Genomic DNA, 17,731 nt, shown 5'->3' on the forward strand with positions numbered 1-17,731 from the left:
GTCCCCCGTCGTGCGCGGCGGTCGACGCGGTGAGGGGCGCGGTGGGTTCCAGCCCCAGGAGCAGCCCGGCCGGCACGGCGGCGCGCACCGCGGGCAGTACGGCCACGCGCGGGGCGTGGGCGCGGATCGTCGATCGGAGCTCGCCGAACCGTTCGCGGGTGACGAGGTCGCATTTGTTGACGACGACGAGGTCGGCCTCCGCCAGGTGCGCGGCCAGTCTCGGGTGCCGCTCCATGGCGTCATCGAGGCCCTCGGCGTCGACCACCTGGATCATCCCTGCGTGCCGCACCACATCGCGCGGCACGTCGTGCACCATCCGGGACAGCACGGACGGCTCCGCGAGCCCGCTGGCCTCGATGACCGCCAGGTCCAGACCCATGTCCGGATCGGCCAGCCGGCCCAGCGTCCCGGCCAGCTCGCTGGCGTCCACCTCGCAGCACACGCAGCCGTTGGCGAGCGAGACCATGGAGTCCACGCGGCCGGCCACGGCGGTGGCGTCGACGTCGATCTCGCCGAAGTCGTTGACGATCGCCGCGATCCGCAGGCCGGGCGCGCCGGAGAGCAGATGGTTGAGAAGGGTGGTCTTGCCCGCGCCCAGGTAGCCGGTCAGGACCAGTACCGGCAACGGCTCACCGGGGGCGCGGCGGGCGTCCGTGCGCCCGTCACCGCCCCCGGCGAGGTGACCGTGCGCGAGGCGATCGCTCAGCGCTTCCACTCGGGCTTCCGCTTCTCCGCGAACGCGGACATGCCCTCGGACTGGTCCTCGGTGGCGAACAGCGCGTAGAAGGCGTTCTGCTCGGCGAGCAGGCCCTCCTCGAGGGTGGTCTCGAACGAGCGGTTGACCGCCTGCTTCGCGGCGATCGCGGTGGTCTTGCTCATGGACGCGATCTTCTCCGCGACCTTGCGGGCCTCGTCCAGCAGCTCGGCGGCGGGGACCACGCGCGCGACCAGGCCGGAGCGCTCGGCCTCGTCGGCGTCCATCTGTCGGCCGGTGAGGCACAGGTCCATGGCCTTGGCCTTGCCCACGGCGCGGGTGAGGCGCTGCGAGCCGCCCATGCCGGGGATGACGCCGAGGGTGATCTCCGGCTGGCCGAACTTGGCGTTGTCGCCCGCGATGATCATGTCGCACATCATGGCCAGCTCGCAGCCGCCGCCCAGCGCGAAGCCGGAGACCGCGGCGATGATCGGGGTGCGCGCGGCGGTGAGGCGCTTCCAGTCGTGGAAGAAGCGCTCGAGGTAGATGCCGGGGTAGCTCTTGTCCTTCATCTCCTTGATGTCGGCGCCGGCCGCGAAGGCCTTCTCCGAGCCGGTGATGATGATGCAGCCGACGCCGGGGTCCGAGTCCAGGCCCTCGACGGCCTCGACGACCTCTTTCTCCATGGCGCTGGACAGGGCGTTGAGCGCCTTGGGTCGGTTGAGCGTGATGGTGGCGACCCGGTCGGTCTGCTCGACCAGGATGTTCTCGAACTGCTTCTCCGTCACGGACATGCGCGTCTCCACTCTGTGTCTGCCTACGATTAGTTGGAAGTCCTTGTAAAGACTCCGGGGCCGATGCTAGCCGGTCAGCGCGCGAGCGGCCCGCCGTTCCACAGCCCCGACCGTACGGCCTCTCCGTGGTCGACGGTCGCCTCGCGCGCCTCGGGCACGAGCGGGGTGTACCGCACGAGCGATCCCCAGTCCCGGTCCCAGTCGTGCTCGAGGTAGGTGGGCACGGTCTCGCCCTCGAGCAGCAGCTCGATGAAGCCGAGCGGCCCGCCGCCGTCCCACGACTGCCACGTGTTGGTGGAGCTCACCGCCAGGCCGCGGTCCGGCAGCACGCGGTACTCGGGCAGCTCGTGGATGCCGGCGTACTCGTCGAACGGGCGCAGGCACGGCACGTGGAACGCCACCGCCCAGTCGGGCAGCACCGGACGGGTGTCGCCGACCAGCTCCTGCATCGTCACGAGCTCCGGCATGCGCGGCGGGGTGAAGGCGATCCAGCGCGACGGGTCCGGGTCGAGGTCGCGCACGACCAGCCGGATCGCGGTGGTGTCCTCGGGCAGCGTGTCCACGGGCACGCGCAGGTTGCGCCACGCGGGGGCCGGGCCGATGTCCAGGGGGAGGACGGAGCCGGCGGCCTCGGTGCCGTCGCCGGTCGCGTACTCGACGCGCAGGGCGTCGGGGGCGAAGGAGCCGGCCACGGCGATGGTGATGAGCGGGTTCTCGTCCGACCGGTCGGGCAGCGGGTACCAGTCGGTGGTCGTCTCGGCGTTGAACTGCGCACCGGTCTGGTGGCTGCCCAGGACGGGCACGCGGGCGGGGTCGAGCCCGAACGGCAGGACGGCGTGGCTGCCGTTGATGCCCTCCCCGGCGCGGACACCGCCCTCGGTGCCGGCGGTGGTCGACGTGGTGTCGGAACTCTCGCCGGTACCCGGGGTGTCGGTGTCGACGTCCTGCGTCGCCGTGAGATCGGTGGGGATGCCGTCGGGTTCGAACCGGACCGCCTCGGCCCCGGCCTCGAGCTGGTCACGCGGCTCGCCCACGGGCGCGAGGAGGCCCGCGTTGGCGTCCGGCTCGGCGAGGACCGCGTCGGCGATGCCGCACGGCTTCCCGGACAGTGCGCGCAGGTTCTGGAGGCCCACCGAGTAGGCGGGGTACTGGTTACGAACGGCCGCGGCCATGGAGGCGACGATGATGACGACGACGAGGGCCGCCGCGAGCCCGAGCGGGGCCCGCGAGATCTCGCGGGCGAAGCGACGGAGGGGCCCGCGGTCGCGGTCGGCCCGCTGCGGCCCGGTCCGCGGGAGGAACGGCTCGCGGTAGTGCAGCACCAGCGCGGCGAGGAGGGCCAGCAGCATGAGGCCGACGAACACCGAGGACAGGGTGACGCCGGCGATGGACGGCTGGGCCCCGCCCCACGGGATGCCGTAGATAGAGATGTACCACCAGCCGTTGGTGGAGGTGAAGCTCAGCGCCAGGACGAAGAACACGGCGGCCAGGAACAGCATGCGGTTGCGCAACGAGCGGGTCGCGGTGGGCAGAACCGCCATGGTCACGAGGGCGGCGAGCGCCGCACCGATGGTCGCGAAGGCGCCGAAGTGGTGGGTCCACTTGGTGGGGTTGAGCGCCATGAAGGCGATGGAGATGGCCGCGAGGCCCACGATGCGCCGGGCCGGCCCGATCGCCACGCCGGGGACGTGACCCTTGCGGAAGAGGATCGCCGCGCAGGTGATGAGCGAGAGGAACATGGTGAGCACCGCGAACCGCCGCGCGAGCGAGCCGTCCGGAGTCGGGTTCATCAGCCACTCGTAGCGCCACACCTCCTCGAACCAGCGGCCGGTCGGCCCGACGTCGCCGAGCAGCGCCGAGGACTGGAGCGTGGTGACCAGCGGCTGGTCCAGGAAGATGAGGTGCAGCACCCCGAGTCCCGCGGCCAGCAGGGGCGCCACGGTCGGGATCCACCCGTCGCGCCGCGCCCGCCGGATGACGAGCAACAGCAGCGGGCGCGAGGCGGCGATGATGACGGCGATGCAGAACGTCCCCGTCGGCGCCGCGGACAGGGTGAGCCCGCCGATGATGAAGCCTGTCGCCGCCGGCAGCAGCCGGCCGGTCGCGAGAGCGCGTTCGAGCGAGACCCAGGTGGCCAGCACGCCGAAGGCGATGATCGGCTCGGGGCGCAGGCCGTTGTTGTAGGTGAGCCAGAACGCGAGGAAGACGGCGGCGGTGCTCCACCGGACGGCGGGCGCCCGGCGGGCGGCGATTCCCAGGCGCGGGATGACCTCCCGCGAGAGCAGGATCCACGATCCGATGCCCAGGAGCAGGGCGGGCAGTCGGAGCCAGACACTGCCGAGCGAGACCGCGCTCATCAGGGTGTAGAGATAGTACGGCATCCCGAAGGGGGCGTAGGGCGCACCGTAGTAACGGAACACCTCGGGCATGTAGCCGCTGGAGACCGCCGCGCGCGCCTCGGTGAGGATGTAGCCGTCGTCGGCCGTGTTGGCGCCGATGACGTGCCACACCAGCAGGGTGCCCACGACGAGCAGATCCAGCGGTCGCGGCCTCCACCAGCCCGGCGGGAGGATCCGACGCGCCACCCGGCCATCTCGCAGGTCGAGCCGGTGCAGGGCGACCAGCGCGACGATGATGGCGAGGATGCCCACGACGATCGCGATCTGCTTGATCGCCGTCGCCTGCGTGGTGTACCGCGAGTCGACCGTGATGTCGACGGACATGCCCTCCGGCGCGGCGCCCTCCAGATCGGTGAAGACACCCACCACCTGGGGCCGCAGGTCGCGGTCGATGCGGCCTCCGACGCCCTGCCCGTCGACGGAGAGACCGACGAACTCGGCCCCGATCGACCCTGAGTCGGCGGTGACGCGGATGCTCGAGCAACCGCCGGGCGCGGCGACCGCCTCCGTCGGAGCGGAGGCGATCAGAACGTTGCGGCTGCGCACCTCGACGTTCGGCCCGGCCACGGACACCATGAGGCCGCGCGCGCCGGCGTCCTCCCCCGCCTCGCGCGGCGCGGTGGAGACGAGGACGCCGTCCTCACGGCCCTGCTCGCGCAGCTCGGTCACCGCCGAGCACGGGAGTTCCACCGCGATGTCGAGCGGGTAGTACGCCACCAAGGGCGCGGTGACCGGGTCGAGGGTGCCGCCCTCGGGCCAGCTGATGCTCGACGTGGTCTGCGTGACGGGGAGCAGCGGCACGACGATCGCGAGCAGGATGCCGATCAGCCCACTGACTGCGGCGACGATCCCCCACCGAGGTCCCGACTGGGCTCTCTCCGGCACGACAGGGACCTCGGTGGCAGTCGATGGCATGGCGTCCACGCTATAACGAGGGGTCGACGATCCCCGAAACGACGAACGCGCCGGAGGGATAACCCTCCGACGCGCCATGTCAGTCGTGGCCAGAGTCGGGATCGAACCGACGACCTTCCGCTTTTCAGGCGGACGCTCGTACCAACTGAGCTACCTGGCCATAAGACCACCGGCGCACCCGGTGAAACCGAATGCGCCGGTTGCCTCTGGCGACCCTGACGGGACTCGAACCCGCGACCTCCGCCGTGACAGGGCGGCGCGCTAACCAACTGCGCCACAGGGCCGTGCTCTTCGCACGAGAAAGAACATTAGTGGACGCCGCCGTCGATGCGCAAATCGGGGCCCGATCCCCCGGTCCCGCGCTGGTCAGCGCCGCGTTCGGGACGGTGAGCTCGGCCGAGCCCGGCCCCCGTGGTGACGCTGCGCCGCGCCACCGTCGTGAGGCGCTGAACGCACGAGGTCCCGGCCACCTGCTCGGTGACCGGGACCTCGGCTGTGTGTACCCCCTACGGGATTCGAACCCGCGCTGCCGGCGTGAAAGGCCGGTGTCCTAGGCCGCTAAACGAAGGGGGCCTACGCCACGTCCGGGATCGCCGGTCCGCAGCGCGCTCCAGTGTAGGACACCGCCCGCCGGGCGGATAAACCAACCGGGAGGCGGGGCGGTATCGTGACCGTCGCCCCTATAGCTCAGTTGGTAGAGCTACGGACTTTTAATCCGCAGGTCGTCGGTTCGAGCCCGACTGGGGGCACCACCGCGGTCGCCGGGTCGGCCGCTCGTCCCCCGATTTTGGACGCGTGCGCCGACCGCTGGGACACTTGATCCATGTCCGTCCCCACCGCCACCGCCTCCCCCGCGCTGCGCATCGGCCCGCTCGAGCTCGCGTCGCCCGTCGTCCTCGCGCCGATGGCCGGGGTCACCAACGTCGCGTTCCGCACCCTGTGCCGCGAGATCGAGCGGGAGCAGCAGGGTTCGGTGTCGGGACTGTACGTGTGCGAGATGGTCACGGCCCGTGCGCTGGTCGAGCGCCAACCGGCGACGCTGCACATGGCGACGTTCGCGCCCGACGAGTCGCCCCGCAGCCTGCAGCTGTACACGGTCGACGCCGAGTACACGTACGCGGCCGCCAGGATGATCGTCGACGAGAATCTCGCCGACCACATCGACATCAACTTCGGATGCCCGGTCCCCAAGGTCACCCGGCGCGGCGGTGGATCAGCGATTCCCTACAAGCGGCGCCTGTTCCGGTCGATCGTGGCGGCGGCGGTGAGGGCCACCGAGGGCACCGACATCCCGGTGACGGTCAAGATGCGCGTCGGGATCGACGACGAGCACCACACCCACCTCGACGCCGGCCGGATCGCCGTGGACGAGGGCGCCAAAGCGGTGGCGCTCCATGCGCGGACCGCCGCCCAACGGTACTCGGGTGAAGCCGATTGGTCGCAGATCTCGCGGCTCGTCGAGCACGTCGGCGCGGTGTCGGACGTACCGGTCCTGGGCAACGGCGACATCTTCTCCGCCGAGGACGCGGTGCGGATGCGCGAACAGACCGGGTGCGCGGGCGTGGTGATCGGTCGTGGTTGCCTCGGCCGGCCGTGGCTGTTCTCCGAGTTGGCCGCCCGCCTCGCGGGGCGTGAGGCGCCGACCCCGCCCACTCTCGGCGAGGTCGCCCGGATCATGTACCGCCACGGCGAACTCCTCGCCGAGCACCACGGCGAGGACAAGGGCATGCGGGACATCCGTAAACACGTCGCCTGGTACCTGCGCGGGTTCCCCGCCGGGTCGGAGAAGCGGGTGGCCCTGTCCGCCGTCCGCACGCTGGACGATCTCGCCGCGATGCTCGCCGACCTGCCGACCGACGAGCCGTTCCCCGCCGACGGTTACGGACCGCGGGGCCGGCAGGGCTCGCCCTCGAAGGTCCTGCTGCCCGAGGGCTGGCTGGACGATCCCGAGGACGACGCGGTGGCGCTCGCCGGCGCGGACGCCGAGAACTCCGGGGGCTGACCCCCGGGTGACCGCGAGTTCACCGGGCGTTCATCGTGAGCGGCGATCACCGCGCTGACATGGGCGTATGCTGGCGGTATGCGTCTTGTCTACTCCGAAGAACTCGCGGATCTGGCCACCTCGATGGCCCGGATGTGCTCCCTCGCGACCGATGACATGGAGTTGGCCACCCACGCGCTGCTCCAGGTCGACCTCGTCGCCGCGGAGAAGGTCCTGCAGTCGTCGTCGGAGATGTCGCGTCTGGCGACCGAGAACGAGGAGCGCGGTTTCGCGCTGCTCGCCCTCCAGGCCCCGGTGGCGCGTGACCTCCGCCAGGTGGTCACGTCGATCCAGCTGGTGCAGGACCTGGTCCGCATGGGCACCCTGGCGGGCCACGTCGCCAAGATCGTCCGCCGGCGCCATCCCGAGCCGGTTCTGCCCGAGCCGGTCAACGGCTACCTGGCGGAGATGGGCCGCGTGGCCGTCTCCCTCGGCCGCTCGGCCACCGAGGTGTTGCTCAACCGGGATCCCGAGCAGGCCGCGACCCTCGCGCAGCAGGACGATGCGGTCGACGACCTACGTCGCCACCTGTTCACCCTGCTCACCGTTCGCGAGTGGAAGTGGGGCGTGGCCTGCGCGGTCGACGTGACCCTGCTTGGCCGGTACTACGAGCGGTTCGCCGACCACGCGGTCGAGGTCGCGCAGCGCGTGATCTTCCTGGCGACCGGCGAGTACGCCACCACCCCGGAGAGCGATCCCGAGGAGCCGTCGCCGTCGAGCGAGGAGCTGGTTCGCCGCTTCAACGAGACGGACCGGGCCTTCAAGCAGCGCATGGCGCAGCACGAACCGGATGAGGGCGAGGGGTCTCCGCAGGGGGCCTGACCGCCGGGTGTCGCACCCGAGCCTGTGACTCATGACGGCGACCGCCCCGGTCGCGGCGCGGAGCCGTGACCGGGGCGGTCGTCTGTGCGTCGGGAGCCGACTCTCGCCGGAGCCGGCTCCAGCCGCGAGTCGACGCGCGCCGGGAGTCGGCTCAGCCGAAGCGGCCCGAGACGTAGTCCTCGGTCTGCTTGTTCTCGGGGTTCGAGAAGATGCGCTCGGTGGAGTTGACCTCCACGAGCTGCCCGGGCATACCGGTGGCCTCGAGGGAGAAGAACGCCGTCTGGTCGGACACGCGGGCAGCCTGCTGCATGTTGTGCGTGACGATCACGATGGTGAAGTCGTTCTTGAGCTCGGCGATGAGATCCTCCACCGCCAGGGTGGAGATCGGGTCGAGCGCCGAACAGGGCTCGTCCATGAGCAGCACCTGGGGCTCGATGGCGATCGCGCGGGCGATGCACAGACGCTGCTGCTGACCGCCGGACAGGCCACCGCCCGGCTTGTCGAGACGGTCCTTGACCTCGTTCCACAGGTTGGCACCGCGCAGCGACTTCTCCGCGACCTCGTCGAGGGTCTTCTTGTTCTTCACGCCCTGAAGACGCAGACCCGCGACCACGTTCTCCTTGATCGACATCGTGGGGAACGGGTTCGGGCGCTGGAAGACCATCCCGATGGTGCGGCGGACGGCGACCGGGTCGATCTTCTTGTCGTAGATGTCGACGCCGTCGAGCTTGATGGAGCCCTTCACCGAGGCGCCGGGGATCTCCTCGTGCATGCGGTTGAGCGAACGCAGCACCGTGGACTTGCCGCAGCCGGAGGGGCCGATGAACGCCGTCACGGAGCGCGGCGGAACATGGAGGTTGACGTCCTTCACGGCGTGGAAGTCGCCGTAGAAGATGTCGACGCTCTCGAGGTCGAGTCGCTTGGCCATGTCGGGTCCTTACTTGGTCTTGGGCGCGAGCGCCTTGGCGGCGAACGTGGCGAGCACGTTCGCCAGCCCGATGATGATGATGAGCGTCAGGGCGGCGCCCCAGATGCGGTACTGGCCGGCCTCGTTGGGGTTCGAGAGCTGGTTGTAGATCAGCAGCGGCAGAGAGGCCATGTTGCCCTCGAAGACGTCGTAGTTGTAGCGCGCCGTGTAGCCCACGAGGATCAGCACCGGGGCCGTCTCCCCCATCACGCGGGCGAGCGCGAGGAAGATGCCGGAGATCATGCCCGACAGCGCGGTCGGGACCACCACACTGACGATGGTCTTCCACTTGGGCACCCCGAGGGCGTAGGAGGCCTCGCGGAGTTCGTCGGGGACCAGCTTGAGCATCTCCTCGGTCGACCGCACGATGAGCGGGAGCATGAGGAGCACCAACGCCAGCGCCACCGCGAACGCGCTGAGGTTGAACTGCAGGACCGAGATCCAGATGCCGAAGATGAAGATGGCGGCCACCACGGACGGGACGCCGGCGAGGACGTCGACCATGAAGGTGGTGGGCTTGGCGATCTTCGAGTCGGGGTACTCGACGAGCATGATGCCGGCCGCCACGCCGAGCGGGATCGAGATGACGGCCGCGATGAGCGCCTGCACGAGGCTGCCGTAGATCGCGTGGCCGACACCGCCGGCCATCGACGACGGCGAGACGAGGTTGAACGAGTTGGTCCACCAGTCGAGGTTCAGGACCGCGGGCACTCCCGAGACGACGACCTTGAACAGCAGGGCGACCAGCGGGACGACGGCGAGGATGAAGCACACCGTGAACACCACGGTCGCGGCCTTGTCCTTGACCTTGCGGCTGCCCGAGATCGGGAGGAACGTATCGGCCGGCTTGGCCGGCTTGGCGAGGTCGGGGGTTGCCTGGGACATCAGCCGTTGACCTTTCCACCGGACACCGAGCGCGCGATGAGATTGACGATGAAGGTGAGGATGAAGAGCACGAGGCCCGCGGCGATGTACGCGCCGGTCGGCAGCGGGTGGTTGAACTCCGCGCTGCCGGACGCGATCTTGGACGCGAACGTGAAGCCGCCGTCGAACAGCGACAGCGTGCTGGGCGCGCTCGCCGCGCGGAGGATGATGAGGACGGCCACGGTCTCACCGAGGGCGCGACCGAGGGCGAGCATGGAGCCGGCGATCATCCCCGACTTGGCGTAGGGGAAGCAGGTCATCCGGATCTTCTCCCACTTGGTGGCGCCCAGCGCGAGCGCCGCCTCCTGGTGCAGAGAAGGCGTCTGGCGAATGGTCTCGCGGGACATCGAGGTGATGATCGGCAGGATCATGATCGCCAGGACGACGCCGGCGGTGAAGATGGTGCCGCCGCCGGCGATCGTGACGTTGCCGTCGCCGAACAGGAAGAACCAGTTGAGGTTCTCGTTGAGCCACGTGGCGAACGGGACCATCCACGGCCCCAGGACGAGCAGACCCCACATGCCGTAGATGATCGACGGCACGGCGGCCAGCAGGTCGATGAGGGCCGACAGCGTCCGTGAGAGCCGGGGCGGCGCGTACTGCACCAGGAACGTGGCGATCCCGATGGAGACGGGCACCGCCAGCACCAGGGCGAAGACGGAGCTCAGCACCGTGACCTTGAGCAGGTCGAGGATGCCGAACGACATGTTCTCCGGGTCCGTGGTGTTCCACACGGACGACGTGAAGAAGTTGACGTTGTTCTGCATGAGCGACGGCGTCGCCTGCATGACCAGAACGATCCCGATGAGGGCGATGAGCGCGACGATGACCGCGCCCGCGAAAACGGTGAGCCCGCGGAAGATCGCGTCGATCCTCTGGGACGACCCGGCGTCGCGCAGGCCGCTCCCGCCGCCCGTGTCCGCGTCCGACGCCGGGGCGGTGCCGTCGGCGGGCCCGCCGGACGAGGAGTTCTTGCCGGCGTCACGGTCGACGGATTCGTGAACTGTCATGAGACCTTCAGTCGCTCAGGTGGGAAAGGGGTCGGTCACCGCGCCCGACCGTACAGGGGTGGACGCGGTGACCGGAAATATCAGGAGATCTCGGAGATCGCCGTCACCAGCTTCTCGCGGAACTCGTCGGGCACCGGGATGTAGCCCTCGGGCTCGAGCTGACCCTGGACGTCCTCGGACACCGCGATGTTGAGGAAGGACTTGACGGCCTCGGCGGTCTCGGGATCGCCGTAGGTCGAGCAGACGATCTCGTAGGTCGGCATGATGATCGGGTAGGCGCCCGCGGCCTCGGGGACGTAGAACGACGAGGTGTCGATGACCAGGTCGTTGGAGCCCTCGTTCTTCAGGGTGGCCGAGTCGATCGTGGTGCCGGCGGTCTCGGCGTTGAGCTCGACGCCCTCGGAGTCGGCCGGGGTGATGACCTTGACCATGCCGAGGTCCTGGCTCTTGGCGTAGGACCACTCGGTGTAGGTGATCGTGCCGGGGGTCTGCGCGACGGCCGCGGAGACGCCCTCGTTGCCTCGCGAGCCCTCGCCCGTGCCGCCGTTGAACGTCTTGCCGGCGCCCTCGGTCCACACCTCGGGCGCGGCCGCCTCGAGGTACTTCTGGAAGTTGTCGGTGGTGCCCGACTCGTCCGAGCGGAAGATCACGGTGATGTCCTGGTCGGGCAGCTCGACGCCCTGGTTCTCCTCGGCGATGGCCGGGTCGTTCCAGTTGGTGATCTCGCCCTTGAAGATCTTGGCGAGCGTGTCGGCCGACAGCGCGACCTCGACGCCGTCCAGGTTGTAGGCGATCGCGATCGGGCCGAAGACGGCCGGCAGGTTCCACGCCGGGCCCTCGCACCGCTGCTCGGCCTGGGTGTACTCGTCGTCCTTGAGGGGCGAGTCGGAGCCACCGAAGTCGGTCTGGCCGCCGATGAACTCCTTGACCCCGGAACCCGAACCGTTGGAGTTGTAGTCCAGGGTCTGCCCCTCGCAGCTCATGGAGAACGAGTTGGCGAAGATCGTCATGGCGTTGTTCTGCGACGACGCACCCGAGGCGTTGAGGTTGGCCTTGCCGCCACACTCCGCGTCGGAGACCGCCTGAGCGGAGGTGTTGTCCCCGCCCGTGTTGTCGTCCGAGCACGCGGCCAGGCCGACGGTCGTGAGGGCGGCGAGCCCGAGCAGGGCACCGGTGCGCTTGAGGTCCACAAAATCTCCTAGGTTCATCCGGCGGGACGCCCCACCGGGTCACGTTCTTGGCGATCTGGTCGCGGGGCCGGACCGCACACACCGGCCCGACGGGGAGAGAACCTAAAGCTCGGACGTGAACAGCCCCGCGGAGGTAGGTGAACCCGAGATGAACTCCCTGCTCGCGCGTAGTTCACCCTGCCCGCGGAGCCCGCCCGGCGAGGCCCCCACCTGGGGTGTCCCTGAGAATCGACGGGCTCCGTCACCGCCGGGTCTCACCGCGAGGCATAGGTCACATCGCGGTGCTCGACCGCGAAACCGAGCCTCTCGTAGGTCCGGATCGCCGGGGAGTTGTCGCCCTCGACGTAGAGCACCACCGACTCCGCGCCGACGGGGCCCTCGAGGTGCGCGACGCCGATGGCGGTGAGCAGCCCGCCGAGCCCACGACCCTGCTCCGCCGGGTCCACCGCGACGACGTAGACCTCGCCCTCCACCGGTTCCCCCGGCTCCGCGACTGTCTTGGTCCAGTGGAATCCGGCCAACGTCGGCCGCGGGCCCGTGACGTCCACGGCGAGGAACACCGCGGCGGGGTCGACCCAGTCCACGGCGAGCCGCTCGTCGAGCTGCTCCCGACTCCACCCGCCCTGCTCCGGGTGCCACGAGAACGCGGCGTTGTTCACTCGAAGGAACTCCGCCCGCGCGTCCAGTCCCGGCCACCGCTGTCCGCCCTCGGAGGCCGCGTCGGCGAGCGTGCCGGTCTCGATCCCCTCGGCAGGGCGCGGATCAGGCAGCGCAGGGCCGTCGGCGGCGCGCCTGCGCATCATCAGCAACTCGCGCGTGCGCGCGAGGCCCATGCCGTCGGCGAGCGCCCGGGCGGCCGGCAGATCCCCGTGGGCCCACACGGCCACACCCGGTTCCGCTTCCAGCACCGCGCGCACGAGGGCGGTCCCGAGTCCCTGCCGGCGGTGTCCGGGGTGGACCACCAGCTCGGCGGTCGCACCGGTCCCGGAGCCGGTCAGCTGCGCGTACCCGGCCGGCTCGTCGGCGCCGGGAACGCTCGCGAGGAAGTGCCGCACCGATGCGGACGGCGACCGGAGCGCCCGCAGGGGCTGCTCCCCCAGCGGGGCCACCCCGTCCAGACTCTCGGCCTCCCCGGCCATCGCCTCCACCCGGTCGGCGGTGGCGGCGTCCATCGATCGTTCGTCGACCGTCATGCGTCCCCTCCCTCCTCGCGGCGGTCCGTCGGCCTGACCGCCTTGTACCCGACGTTACGGACGGTACCGATGAGGGACTCGTGATCCGGGCCCAGCTTGGCGCGCAGGCGCCGAACGTGGACGTCGACGGTCCGTGTGCCGCCGAAGAAGTCGTAGCCCCACACCTCCTGGAGGAGCTGGGCGCGCGAGAACACCCGGCCGGGGTGCTGGCAGAGATGCTTGAGGAGCTCGAATTCCTTGTAGGTGAGGTCCAGGGGCCGGCCCTTGACGCGTGCGACGTAGGTCTCCTCGTCGATCACGAGCTCACCGACCGTGAGCAGGCCGCCGTCGGCCTCGCCCTGCGTGGTGCGGCGCGCGGCCGCCAGTCGGAACCGGGCGTCCACCTCCGCCGGCCCCGTGGTCGGCAGGAGGATGTCGTCCAGGCCCCAGTCGCCGCTGACCGCGATCAACCCGCCTTCGGAGACCACCGCGATGACGGCGAGGTCCGCGCCGCCCGCGAGAAGCCTGCACAACGCCCGCGACGCCGCCAGATCACTCCGCGCGTCGACCAGCGCGAGGGCCGCCCCGGAGAGCTCGCCCAACGAGGAGGCGAGCGGCGGGAGCACACGCACCGAGTGCGGGAGCAGAGGCAGTGCCGGGATGACCGCCTCCGGGTCTGCTTCAGCGGCGAGGAGCACTACGTCCATGTCGCTTCCTCTCCATCCGGGGGGCCGAGAGGAATACTAGCGACCTCCACCCCCGAAACAGGGAGTGGAGTACACCTGGAGCCCATGAGGATCCCCCGCCCCGCCGTCGTCGCGGTCGTCGCAGTGGCCGCGGTCGCCCTCGGCGCCGTCGTCACGGAGACGGTGCACGCCTCCCGGATCGAGGCTGACCTGTCGACCCGGATCGGCGGCCCCGCGAGGCCCGGGTCGGCGCCCCCGTCGGTCATGATCGGAGGCGGTCCGGGGTCGCGATGGGTCGGGCCCGAGACCCTCGCGTCGGCGGCGATCCGGATCGAGGGGATCGAACGGCCGGGTCTCGGCCCCGTCGCCGTCGAGGCGAGGGCCACCGACGTCCTCGTGCCCGACGATCCGGTGGCCCCGCCGATCGCCGGGGAGTCGACGGTCTCGGTCCAGATCACCGGCGACTCACTCGGCCCCGCCCTGGGGATGCGGGACGTGCTGGTCGGCGCCGCCGACGACCCGAGCCTCGCGGGCGGAACCGAACACCGGGCCCGCGTCACGGGGACCCTCGAGGGATCCGACGTCCGCGTCTCGGCGTTCGTCGACCTCGTCGTCGACACCCACGGCGCGCGGCTCGTCCCCGTCGCCCCGGCGACCGGACCCGCGGGGTTCCCCGACGGTGACGGCGAGCTCGCACTGCGCCGGACCGCCCTGACCCTGGAACCCGATGTCCTCCCCCTCGGAGCCACGGTCGACACCCTCACGGTGACCGGCGGCACCATCACCGCCGCCGGCACCGTCGCGGCCGGCGGAGCGCCGCTCGACGGCCTCGCGCGCCCCGGACACTAGACTCGCGCACATGAGTCGCGACGACGTACTGGTCAGCACCCGCTGGGCCGCCTCGCGCCTGGCCGACGACTCGGTGGTCTTCCTCGAGGTCGACGAGGACGTGACGGCATACCACACCGACGGCCACATCCCGGGTGCCGTCGCCCTCGACTGGCGGACCGAGTTGCAGCAGCAGTACACCCGCGACCTGGTCGACCGCGAACGCTTCGGCGAACTCATGTCCGAGCGGGGCATCAGCCGCGACCACACGATCGTCGTCTACGGCGGCAACCACAACTGGTTCGCGGCCTACGCCTACTGGTACCTGCGCCTCTACGGGCACCGCGACGTCCGGCTCCTCGACGGCGGCCGCATGCTGTGGGAGCGCGAGGGGCGCCCCCTGGAGACCGAGGCGCCCCGCCGCCCGGTCACCGACTACGTGGCCGACCCCCAGGACCTGTCGATCCGCGCGTTCCGCGACGACGTCCTCGCCGGGCTGGGACGCGACGGCTTCGTGGACGTGCGCTCGGTGGACGAGTACACCGGTCGCCTCGCCGCCCCCGCCGGGCTGCCGCAGGAGGGCGGGCGCCAGCGCGGCCACATCCCGGGCGCGGTCAGCATCCCCTGGAACCGCGCGGTCACCCGCGACGGCACCTTCCGCTCCGACGCGGAACTGCGCGAGATCTACTCGGACGTGCTCGACGACCCCGCTCGGCGCATCGTGGCCTACTGCCGGATCGGGGAGCGATCCAGCCACACCTGGTTCGTCCTCCACGAGCTCCTCGACCAGCCCAACGTCGTCAACTACGACGGCAGCTGGGTCGAGTACGGCTCCCTCATCGGGGTCCCGGTCGAGCGGTGAGACCTCGCGCACCGCGCGGGCGTGGGGCTGGCTAATCTCGACCCCATGACTCTGCTGTCCCGTGCGCTCGGCATGGCCGGGCGGGCCTCGGTGGTCGCCGTCGGCGCCTCCGTCGCCTCCGCAGTCCTCGTGGGTATAGATCAGCGTCGCGGGGCGACCCCCGCGGTACCCGACCACCCCGGCCCCTACTCCCCCGAGGAGCGCGAGGCCGCGGTGCGGATGTACCTCACCGCCCTCACCGCGCCGGCCGCGGCGTTCCGCGTCCCGTTCGCGCCCGACTGCGTGCGGCGCGAGAACGGGATCAAGACCGGCTTCAACGCGGCCCAGCTCCGGTGGGACCTCCACCTGCACCTGCAGTACTCGGTGATCCGTGAGGTGCGGGACATCGTCCTCACCGTGGATCCCCCGGGCCGGGAGGGCGTCGTGCACGCGGAGTTCACGCTCGCCACCGTTCTGGGCGTGAGGGCCAGGGTCTCCGAGGACTTCGTCGTGCCCCCCGAGGACTGTCTCATCCACTCGATCGACGCCCGCATCGCAGTGGGTCGGACGGCTCGGGGTTAGAATCAGGCCATGGTGCTCTTCTTCGAGATCCTCCTCGTCCTCTGCACGCTGGCCATCCTGTGGGCCACCTGCTACATCGTCTACCGCACGGTCACCGACGAGTCGTGACGGATAGCGGCCAGCCGAACGCCGGCGACCCCACGCCGCCCACCCCTGACGGGGTAGGCGAGTCGGTGGTGCGCGGGTCCGGGAACGCTGCCGTCAACGCCGCCGCGCAGCGCTCCGAGGAGACCGCCCGCCGCAACATCCCCGCGTTCTCCGAACTCCCCGTCCCCGAGGACACCGCCAACCTGCGCTTCGGGCCCGACCTCCACCCCGGCCTGCTCGCCCTGCTCCCCCTCGTGGGTGTCTGGGAGGGTGAGGGTGAGGCGGACACCGAGGACCGCGGTCAGCACCGGTTCGGCCAGCAGGTGGTGGTCTCGCACGACGGCGAGAACTACCTGAGCTGGACCTCCCGCTCGTGGACCTACGACTCCGGAGGCGCCGTGGACGACGCGGCCTACCGCGAGACCGGGTTCTGGCGGATCTCGGCGGACGACCAGCTCGAGTTCCTCGTGGCCCACGCCTCGGGGATCATCGAGATGTACTACGGCACGCCCATCACCCAGTCGGCCTGGGAGATGGCCACCGACGTGGTCCTCGCCTCCCCCACCGGCCCCAAGCGGGGCGGTGCCAAGAGGATCTACGGGATCGTCGAGGGCGGCGACCTCGGCTGGGTCGAGGAACGGGTCCACCCGGAGAAGGGCCTGGTCCCCCACATGTCCGCGCGCCTGCGCCGCGTCGCGGGCTGACCCGCCGACCCCGACCCCACCCCCGCAGCCGGCCCCGCCCCGCCGACCCGTTCCAGGCAGCCGACCCGCCCCGCGTAGCCGACCCGCCCTGCGCAGCCGGCTTCGCTCCCGCCCACCCGATTCCGGTCGGGTGGGCGGTTCTCATGCGCGTCCGACCGCGCGATCGACCATCCCGGCGACGTCGATCCCGGGGTCCCCACCCGGCAACGTCGTGTCGTCGATCCGCCGGACCCGGGCGTACAGCGTCACGGAGGACAGCAGCCACATCGCGTCGGCCGACACGAGGTCGGTGAGCAGGAGACGCTCACGCCGCACGGGCACACCGTCGCGTGCGGCAACCTCCGCCATCGCGGCCAGGGTCGTGCCCTCGAGGATCCCGACCTCCGCCGGTGGACTCAGCAGTTCACCGTCGCGGGCGATCACCACCGTCGAGCGTGGCCCCTCGAGAACCTCACCGTCCGAGGAGAGGTAGACCACGTCGTCGAACCCGCCCGCCGCGGCGTGCCGGAGGGCCGCCATGTTCGTGGCGTACGACAGGGTCTTGGAGCCGATCAGCAGCCACGGCGCGGATCCGGCGACATCGGAGGCGTACCCCCGACCGAGGGCCGTCACGGCGATCCCCTCCGCCCGCGCCCGGAGCGCTGACCCGCTGACGGGCGCGACGGTGATGTACGCGGTCTCCTGCCCGCCCCGCTCGGGTCCACGGGACAGCACCAGGCGCAGCATGCCCTCCGTCCGGGTGCCCCACTCGCGCGCGGCCAGGTCCATTCCGGCCCGCCACGCGGACTCCGAGGGCCCCGTGAGCCCCAACGCGGCCGCCGACCTCGCGAGACGCGCGAGATGCCGCTCGGGCTTGGCCGGGCGCCCTCCCACCACCAGGAGGGTCTCGAAGCACCCGTCCCCCCGGACGGCGGCGAGGTCGTCCGCCAGCAGCAACGGCTCGGACGCCGGGTGGACCCGTGGCCGCGGCCCCCCCGGTCCGCCGGAGACCAGGACGACGACCCTGGCATCGTCAGGCCGATCGATCGCCGTTCCCGCTGGAGTGCCCATGGAGCCCACACTACGACCTGGTACG

The 17,731-nt window shown here is 70.9% G+C and carries 16 protein-coding genes and 4 tRNA genes; 7 read left to right on the plus strand and 13 right to left on the minus strand.

Going from position 1 to position 17,731, the window contains the following annotated elements; translation table 11 throughout:
• The 6 genes from G6030_RS01125 to G6030_RS01150 form a co-directional block, all read right to left on the minus strand.
• Positions 1 to 715 (minus strand): GTP-binding protein (locus tag G6030_RS01125; RefSeq protein WP_182641930.1); only part of this gene is annotated, 715 nt, incomplete at its 3' end.
• Positions 703 to 1,488, minus strand: coding sequence for an enoyl-CoA hydratase (locus tag G6030_RS01130; protein ID WP_063972928.1), 786 nt, complete (start codon positions 1,486 to 1,488; stop codon positions 703 to 705). The genes G6030_RS01130 and G6030_RS01125, both read right to left, overlap by 13 nt.
• 74 nt (positions 1,489 to 1,562) lie before the next feature.
• A complete protein-coding gene (locus G6030_RS01135) occupies positions 1,563 to 4,802 on the minus strand; it encodes an arabinosyltransferase domain-containing protein (protein WP_182641931.1) in 3,240 nt (1,079 codons plus the stop codon).
• Positions 4,803 to 4,888: 86 nt separating this feature from the next.
• Positions 4,889 to 4,962, minus strand: a tRNA-Phe gene (locus tag G6030_RS01140).
• 47 nt (positions 4,963 to 5,009) lie between these two features.
• A tRNA-Asp gene (locus G6030_RS01145) sits at positions 5,010 to 5,086 on the minus strand.
• A 216-nt stretch (positions 5,087 to 5,302) separates the two neighbouring features.
• Positions 5,303 to 5,375 (minus strand) — tRNA-Glu (locus G6030_RS01150).
• Between the two features lie 103 nt (positions 5,376 to 5,478).
• Between G6030_RS01150 and G6030_RS01155 the strand changes: the two genes are divergently transcribed.
• The 3 genes from G6030_RS01155 (at position 5,479) to phoU (ending at position 7,665) form a co-directional block, all read left to right on the plus strand.
• Positions 5,479 to 5,554: transfer RNA gene (locus G6030_RS01155), tRNA-Lys, on the plus strand.
• Between the two features lie 71 nt (positions 5,555 to 5,625).
• Complete coding sequence (gene dusB / locus G6030_RS01160; protein WP_182641932.1) at positions 5,626 to 6,804, plus strand: tRNA dihydrouridine synthase DusB; 1,179 nt, start codon at positions 5,626 to 5,628, stop codon at positions 6,802 to 6,804.
• 78 nt (positions 6,805 to 6,882) lie between these two features.
• A complete protein-coding gene (gene phoU / locus G6030_RS01165) occupies positions 6,883 to 7,665 on the plus strand; it encodes a phosphate signaling complex protein PhoU (RefSeq protein WP_182641933.1) in 783 nt (260 codons plus the stop codon).
• Between the two features lie 151 nt (positions 7,666 to 7,816).
• Here the strand turns inward: phoU and pstB are convergent, their stop codons facing one another.
• The 6 genes from pstB to G6030_RS01195 form a co-directional block, all read right to left on the minus strand.
• Complete coding sequence (gene pstB, locus G6030_RS01170; protein WP_061228990.1) at positions 7,817 to 8,593, minus strand: phosphate ABC transporter ATP-binding protein PstB; 777 nt, start codon at positions 8,591 to 8,593, stop codon at positions 7,817 to 7,819.
• Between the two features lie 9 nt (positions 8,594 to 8,602).
• Positions 8,603 to 9,517, minus strand: coding sequence for a phosphate ABC transporter permease PstA (pstA, locus tag G6030_RS01175; protein ID WP_182641934.1), 915 nt, complete (start codon positions 9,515 to 9,517; stop codon positions 8,603 to 8,605).
• Entirely contained in the window at positions 9,517 to 10,566 is a 1,050-nt protein-coding gene (pstC, locus tag G6030_RS01180; RefSeq protein ID WP_007632138.1) for a phosphate ABC transporter permease subunit PstC, read from the minus strand. Before pstC ends, pstA begins: the two co-directional genes overlap by 1 nt.
• 80 nt (positions 10,567 to 10,646) lie before the next feature.
• Positions 10,647 to 11,756 carry a phosphate ABC transporter substrate-binding protein PstS gene (gene pstS, locus G6030_RS01185; protein WP_182641935.1) on the minus strand — a complete coding sequence of 370 codons (1,110 nt, stop codon included), beginning with the start codon at positions 11,754 to 11,756 and terminating at the stop codon, positions 10,647 to 10,649.
• Between the two features lie 254 nt (positions 11,757 to 12,010).
• On the minus strand, positions 12,011 to 12,949 hold the full coding sequence (mshD, locus tag G6030_RS01190) for a mycothiol synthase (RefSeq protein WP_007632136.1): 939 nt from the start codon (positions 12,947 to 12,949) through the stop codon (positions 12,011 to 12,013).
• Positions 12,946 to 13,635, minus strand: a complete 690-nt coding sequence (locus G6030_RS01195; protein WP_007632135.1) for a winged-helix domain-containing protein — start codon at positions 13,633 to 13,635, stop codon at positions 12,946 to 12,948. Before G6030_RS01195 ends, mshD begins: the two co-directional genes overlap by 4 nt.
• Before the next feature lie 84 nt (positions 13,636 to 13,719).
• Here G6030_RS01195 and G6030_RS01200 point away from each other — a divergent pair, with 84 nt between their 5' ends.
• From G6030_RS01200 to G6030_RS01215, 4 genes are all read left to right on the plus strand, one after another.
• Positions 13,720 to 14,463 (plus strand): DUF2993 domain-containing protein, encoded by a 744-nt coding sequence (locus tag G6030_RS01200; protein WP_007632134.1) that lies wholly within the window; start codon positions 13,720 to 13,722, stop codon positions 14,461 to 14,463.
• A gap of 10 nt (positions 14,464 to 14,473) precedes the next feature.
• The gene (locus G6030_RS01205) at positions 14,474 to 15,304 is read left to right on the plus strand and encodes a sulfurtransferase (protein WP_007632133.1); all 831 of its coding nucleotides are present in this window, start codon (positions 14,474 to 14,476) and stop codon (positions 15,302 to 15,304) included.
• Positions 15,305 to 15,349: 45 nt separating this feature from the next.
• Positions 15,350 to 15,865 carry a hypothetical protein gene (locus G6030_RS01210; RefSeq protein ID WP_007632131.1) on the plus strand — a complete coding sequence of 172 codons (516 nt, stop codon included), beginning with the start codon at positions 15,350 to 15,352 and terminating at the stop codon, positions 15,863 to 15,865.
• Between the two features lie 104 nt (positions 15,866 to 15,969).
• Complete coding sequence (locus tag G6030_RS01215) at positions 15,970 to 16,656, plus strand: FABP family protein (RefSeq protein ID WP_007632128.1); 687 nt, start codon at positions 15,970 to 15,972, stop codon at positions 16,654 to 16,656.
• A 141-nt stretch (positions 16,657 to 16,797) separates the two neighbouring features.
• On the opposite strand, the gene G6030_RS01220 is transcribed toward G6030_RS01215, so the two are convergent.
• Positions 16,798 to 17,731: aminodeoxychorismate lyase (locus G6030_RS01220; RefSeq protein WP_347238545.1), on the minus strand; the 934-nt coding region annotated here is incomplete at its 5' end.

Origin of the sequence: Dietzia sp. E1 (assembly GCF_014145015.1) — a bacterium.
In the GTDB taxonomy this organism is placed as follows: Bacteria; Actinomycetota; Actinomycetes; order Mycobacteriales; family Mycobacteriaceae; genus Dietzia; species Dietzia cinnamea_A.

Coding starts and splice junctions, on each gene's coding strand:
- G6030_RS01130 (WP_063972928.1), bottom strand. CDS start 1,488: ATGTCCGTGACGGAGAAGCAGTTCGAGAACATCCTGGTCGAGCAGACC.
- G6030_RS01135 (WP_182641931.1), bottom strand. CDS start 4,802: ATGCCATCGACTGCCACCGAGGTCCCTGTCGTGCCGGAGAGAGCCCAG.
- dusB (WP_182641932.1), top strand. CDS start 5,626: ATGTCCGTCCCCACCGCCACCGCCTCCCCCGCGCTGCGCATCGGCCCG.
- phoU (WP_182641933.1), top strand. CDS start 6,883: ATGCGTCTTGTCTACTCCGAAGAACTCGCGGATCTGGCCACCTCGATG.
- pstB (WP_061228990.1), bottom strand. CDS start 8,593: ATGGCCAAGCGACTCGACCTCGAGAGCGTCGACATCTTCTACGGCGAC.
- pstA (WP_182641934.1), bottom strand. CDS start 9,517: ATGTCCCAGGCAACCCCCGACCTCGCCAAGCCGGCCAAGCCGGCCGAT.
- pstC (WP_007632138.1), bottom strand. CDS start 10,566: ATGACAGTTCACGAATCCGTCGACCGTGACGCCGGCAAGAACTCCTCG.
- mshD (WP_007632136.1), bottom strand. CDS start 12,949: ATGACGGTCGACGAACGATCGATGGACGCCGCCACCGCCGACCGGGTG.
- G6030_RS01195 (WP_007632135.1), bottom strand. CDS start 13,635: ATGGACGTAGTGCTCCTCGCCGCTGAAGCAGACCCGGAGGCGGTCATC.
- G6030_RS01200 (WP_007632134.1), top strand. CDS start 13,720: ATGAGGATCCCCCGCCCCGCCGTCGTCGCGGTCGTCGCAGTGGCCGCG.
- G6030_RS01205 (WP_007632133.1), top strand. CDS start 14,474: ATGAGTCGCGACGACGTACTGGTCAGCACCCGCTGGGCCGCCTCGCGC.
- G6030_RS01210 (WP_007632131.1), top strand. CDS start 15,350: ATGACTCTGCTGTCCCGTGCGCTCGGCATGGCCGGGCGGGCCTCGGTG.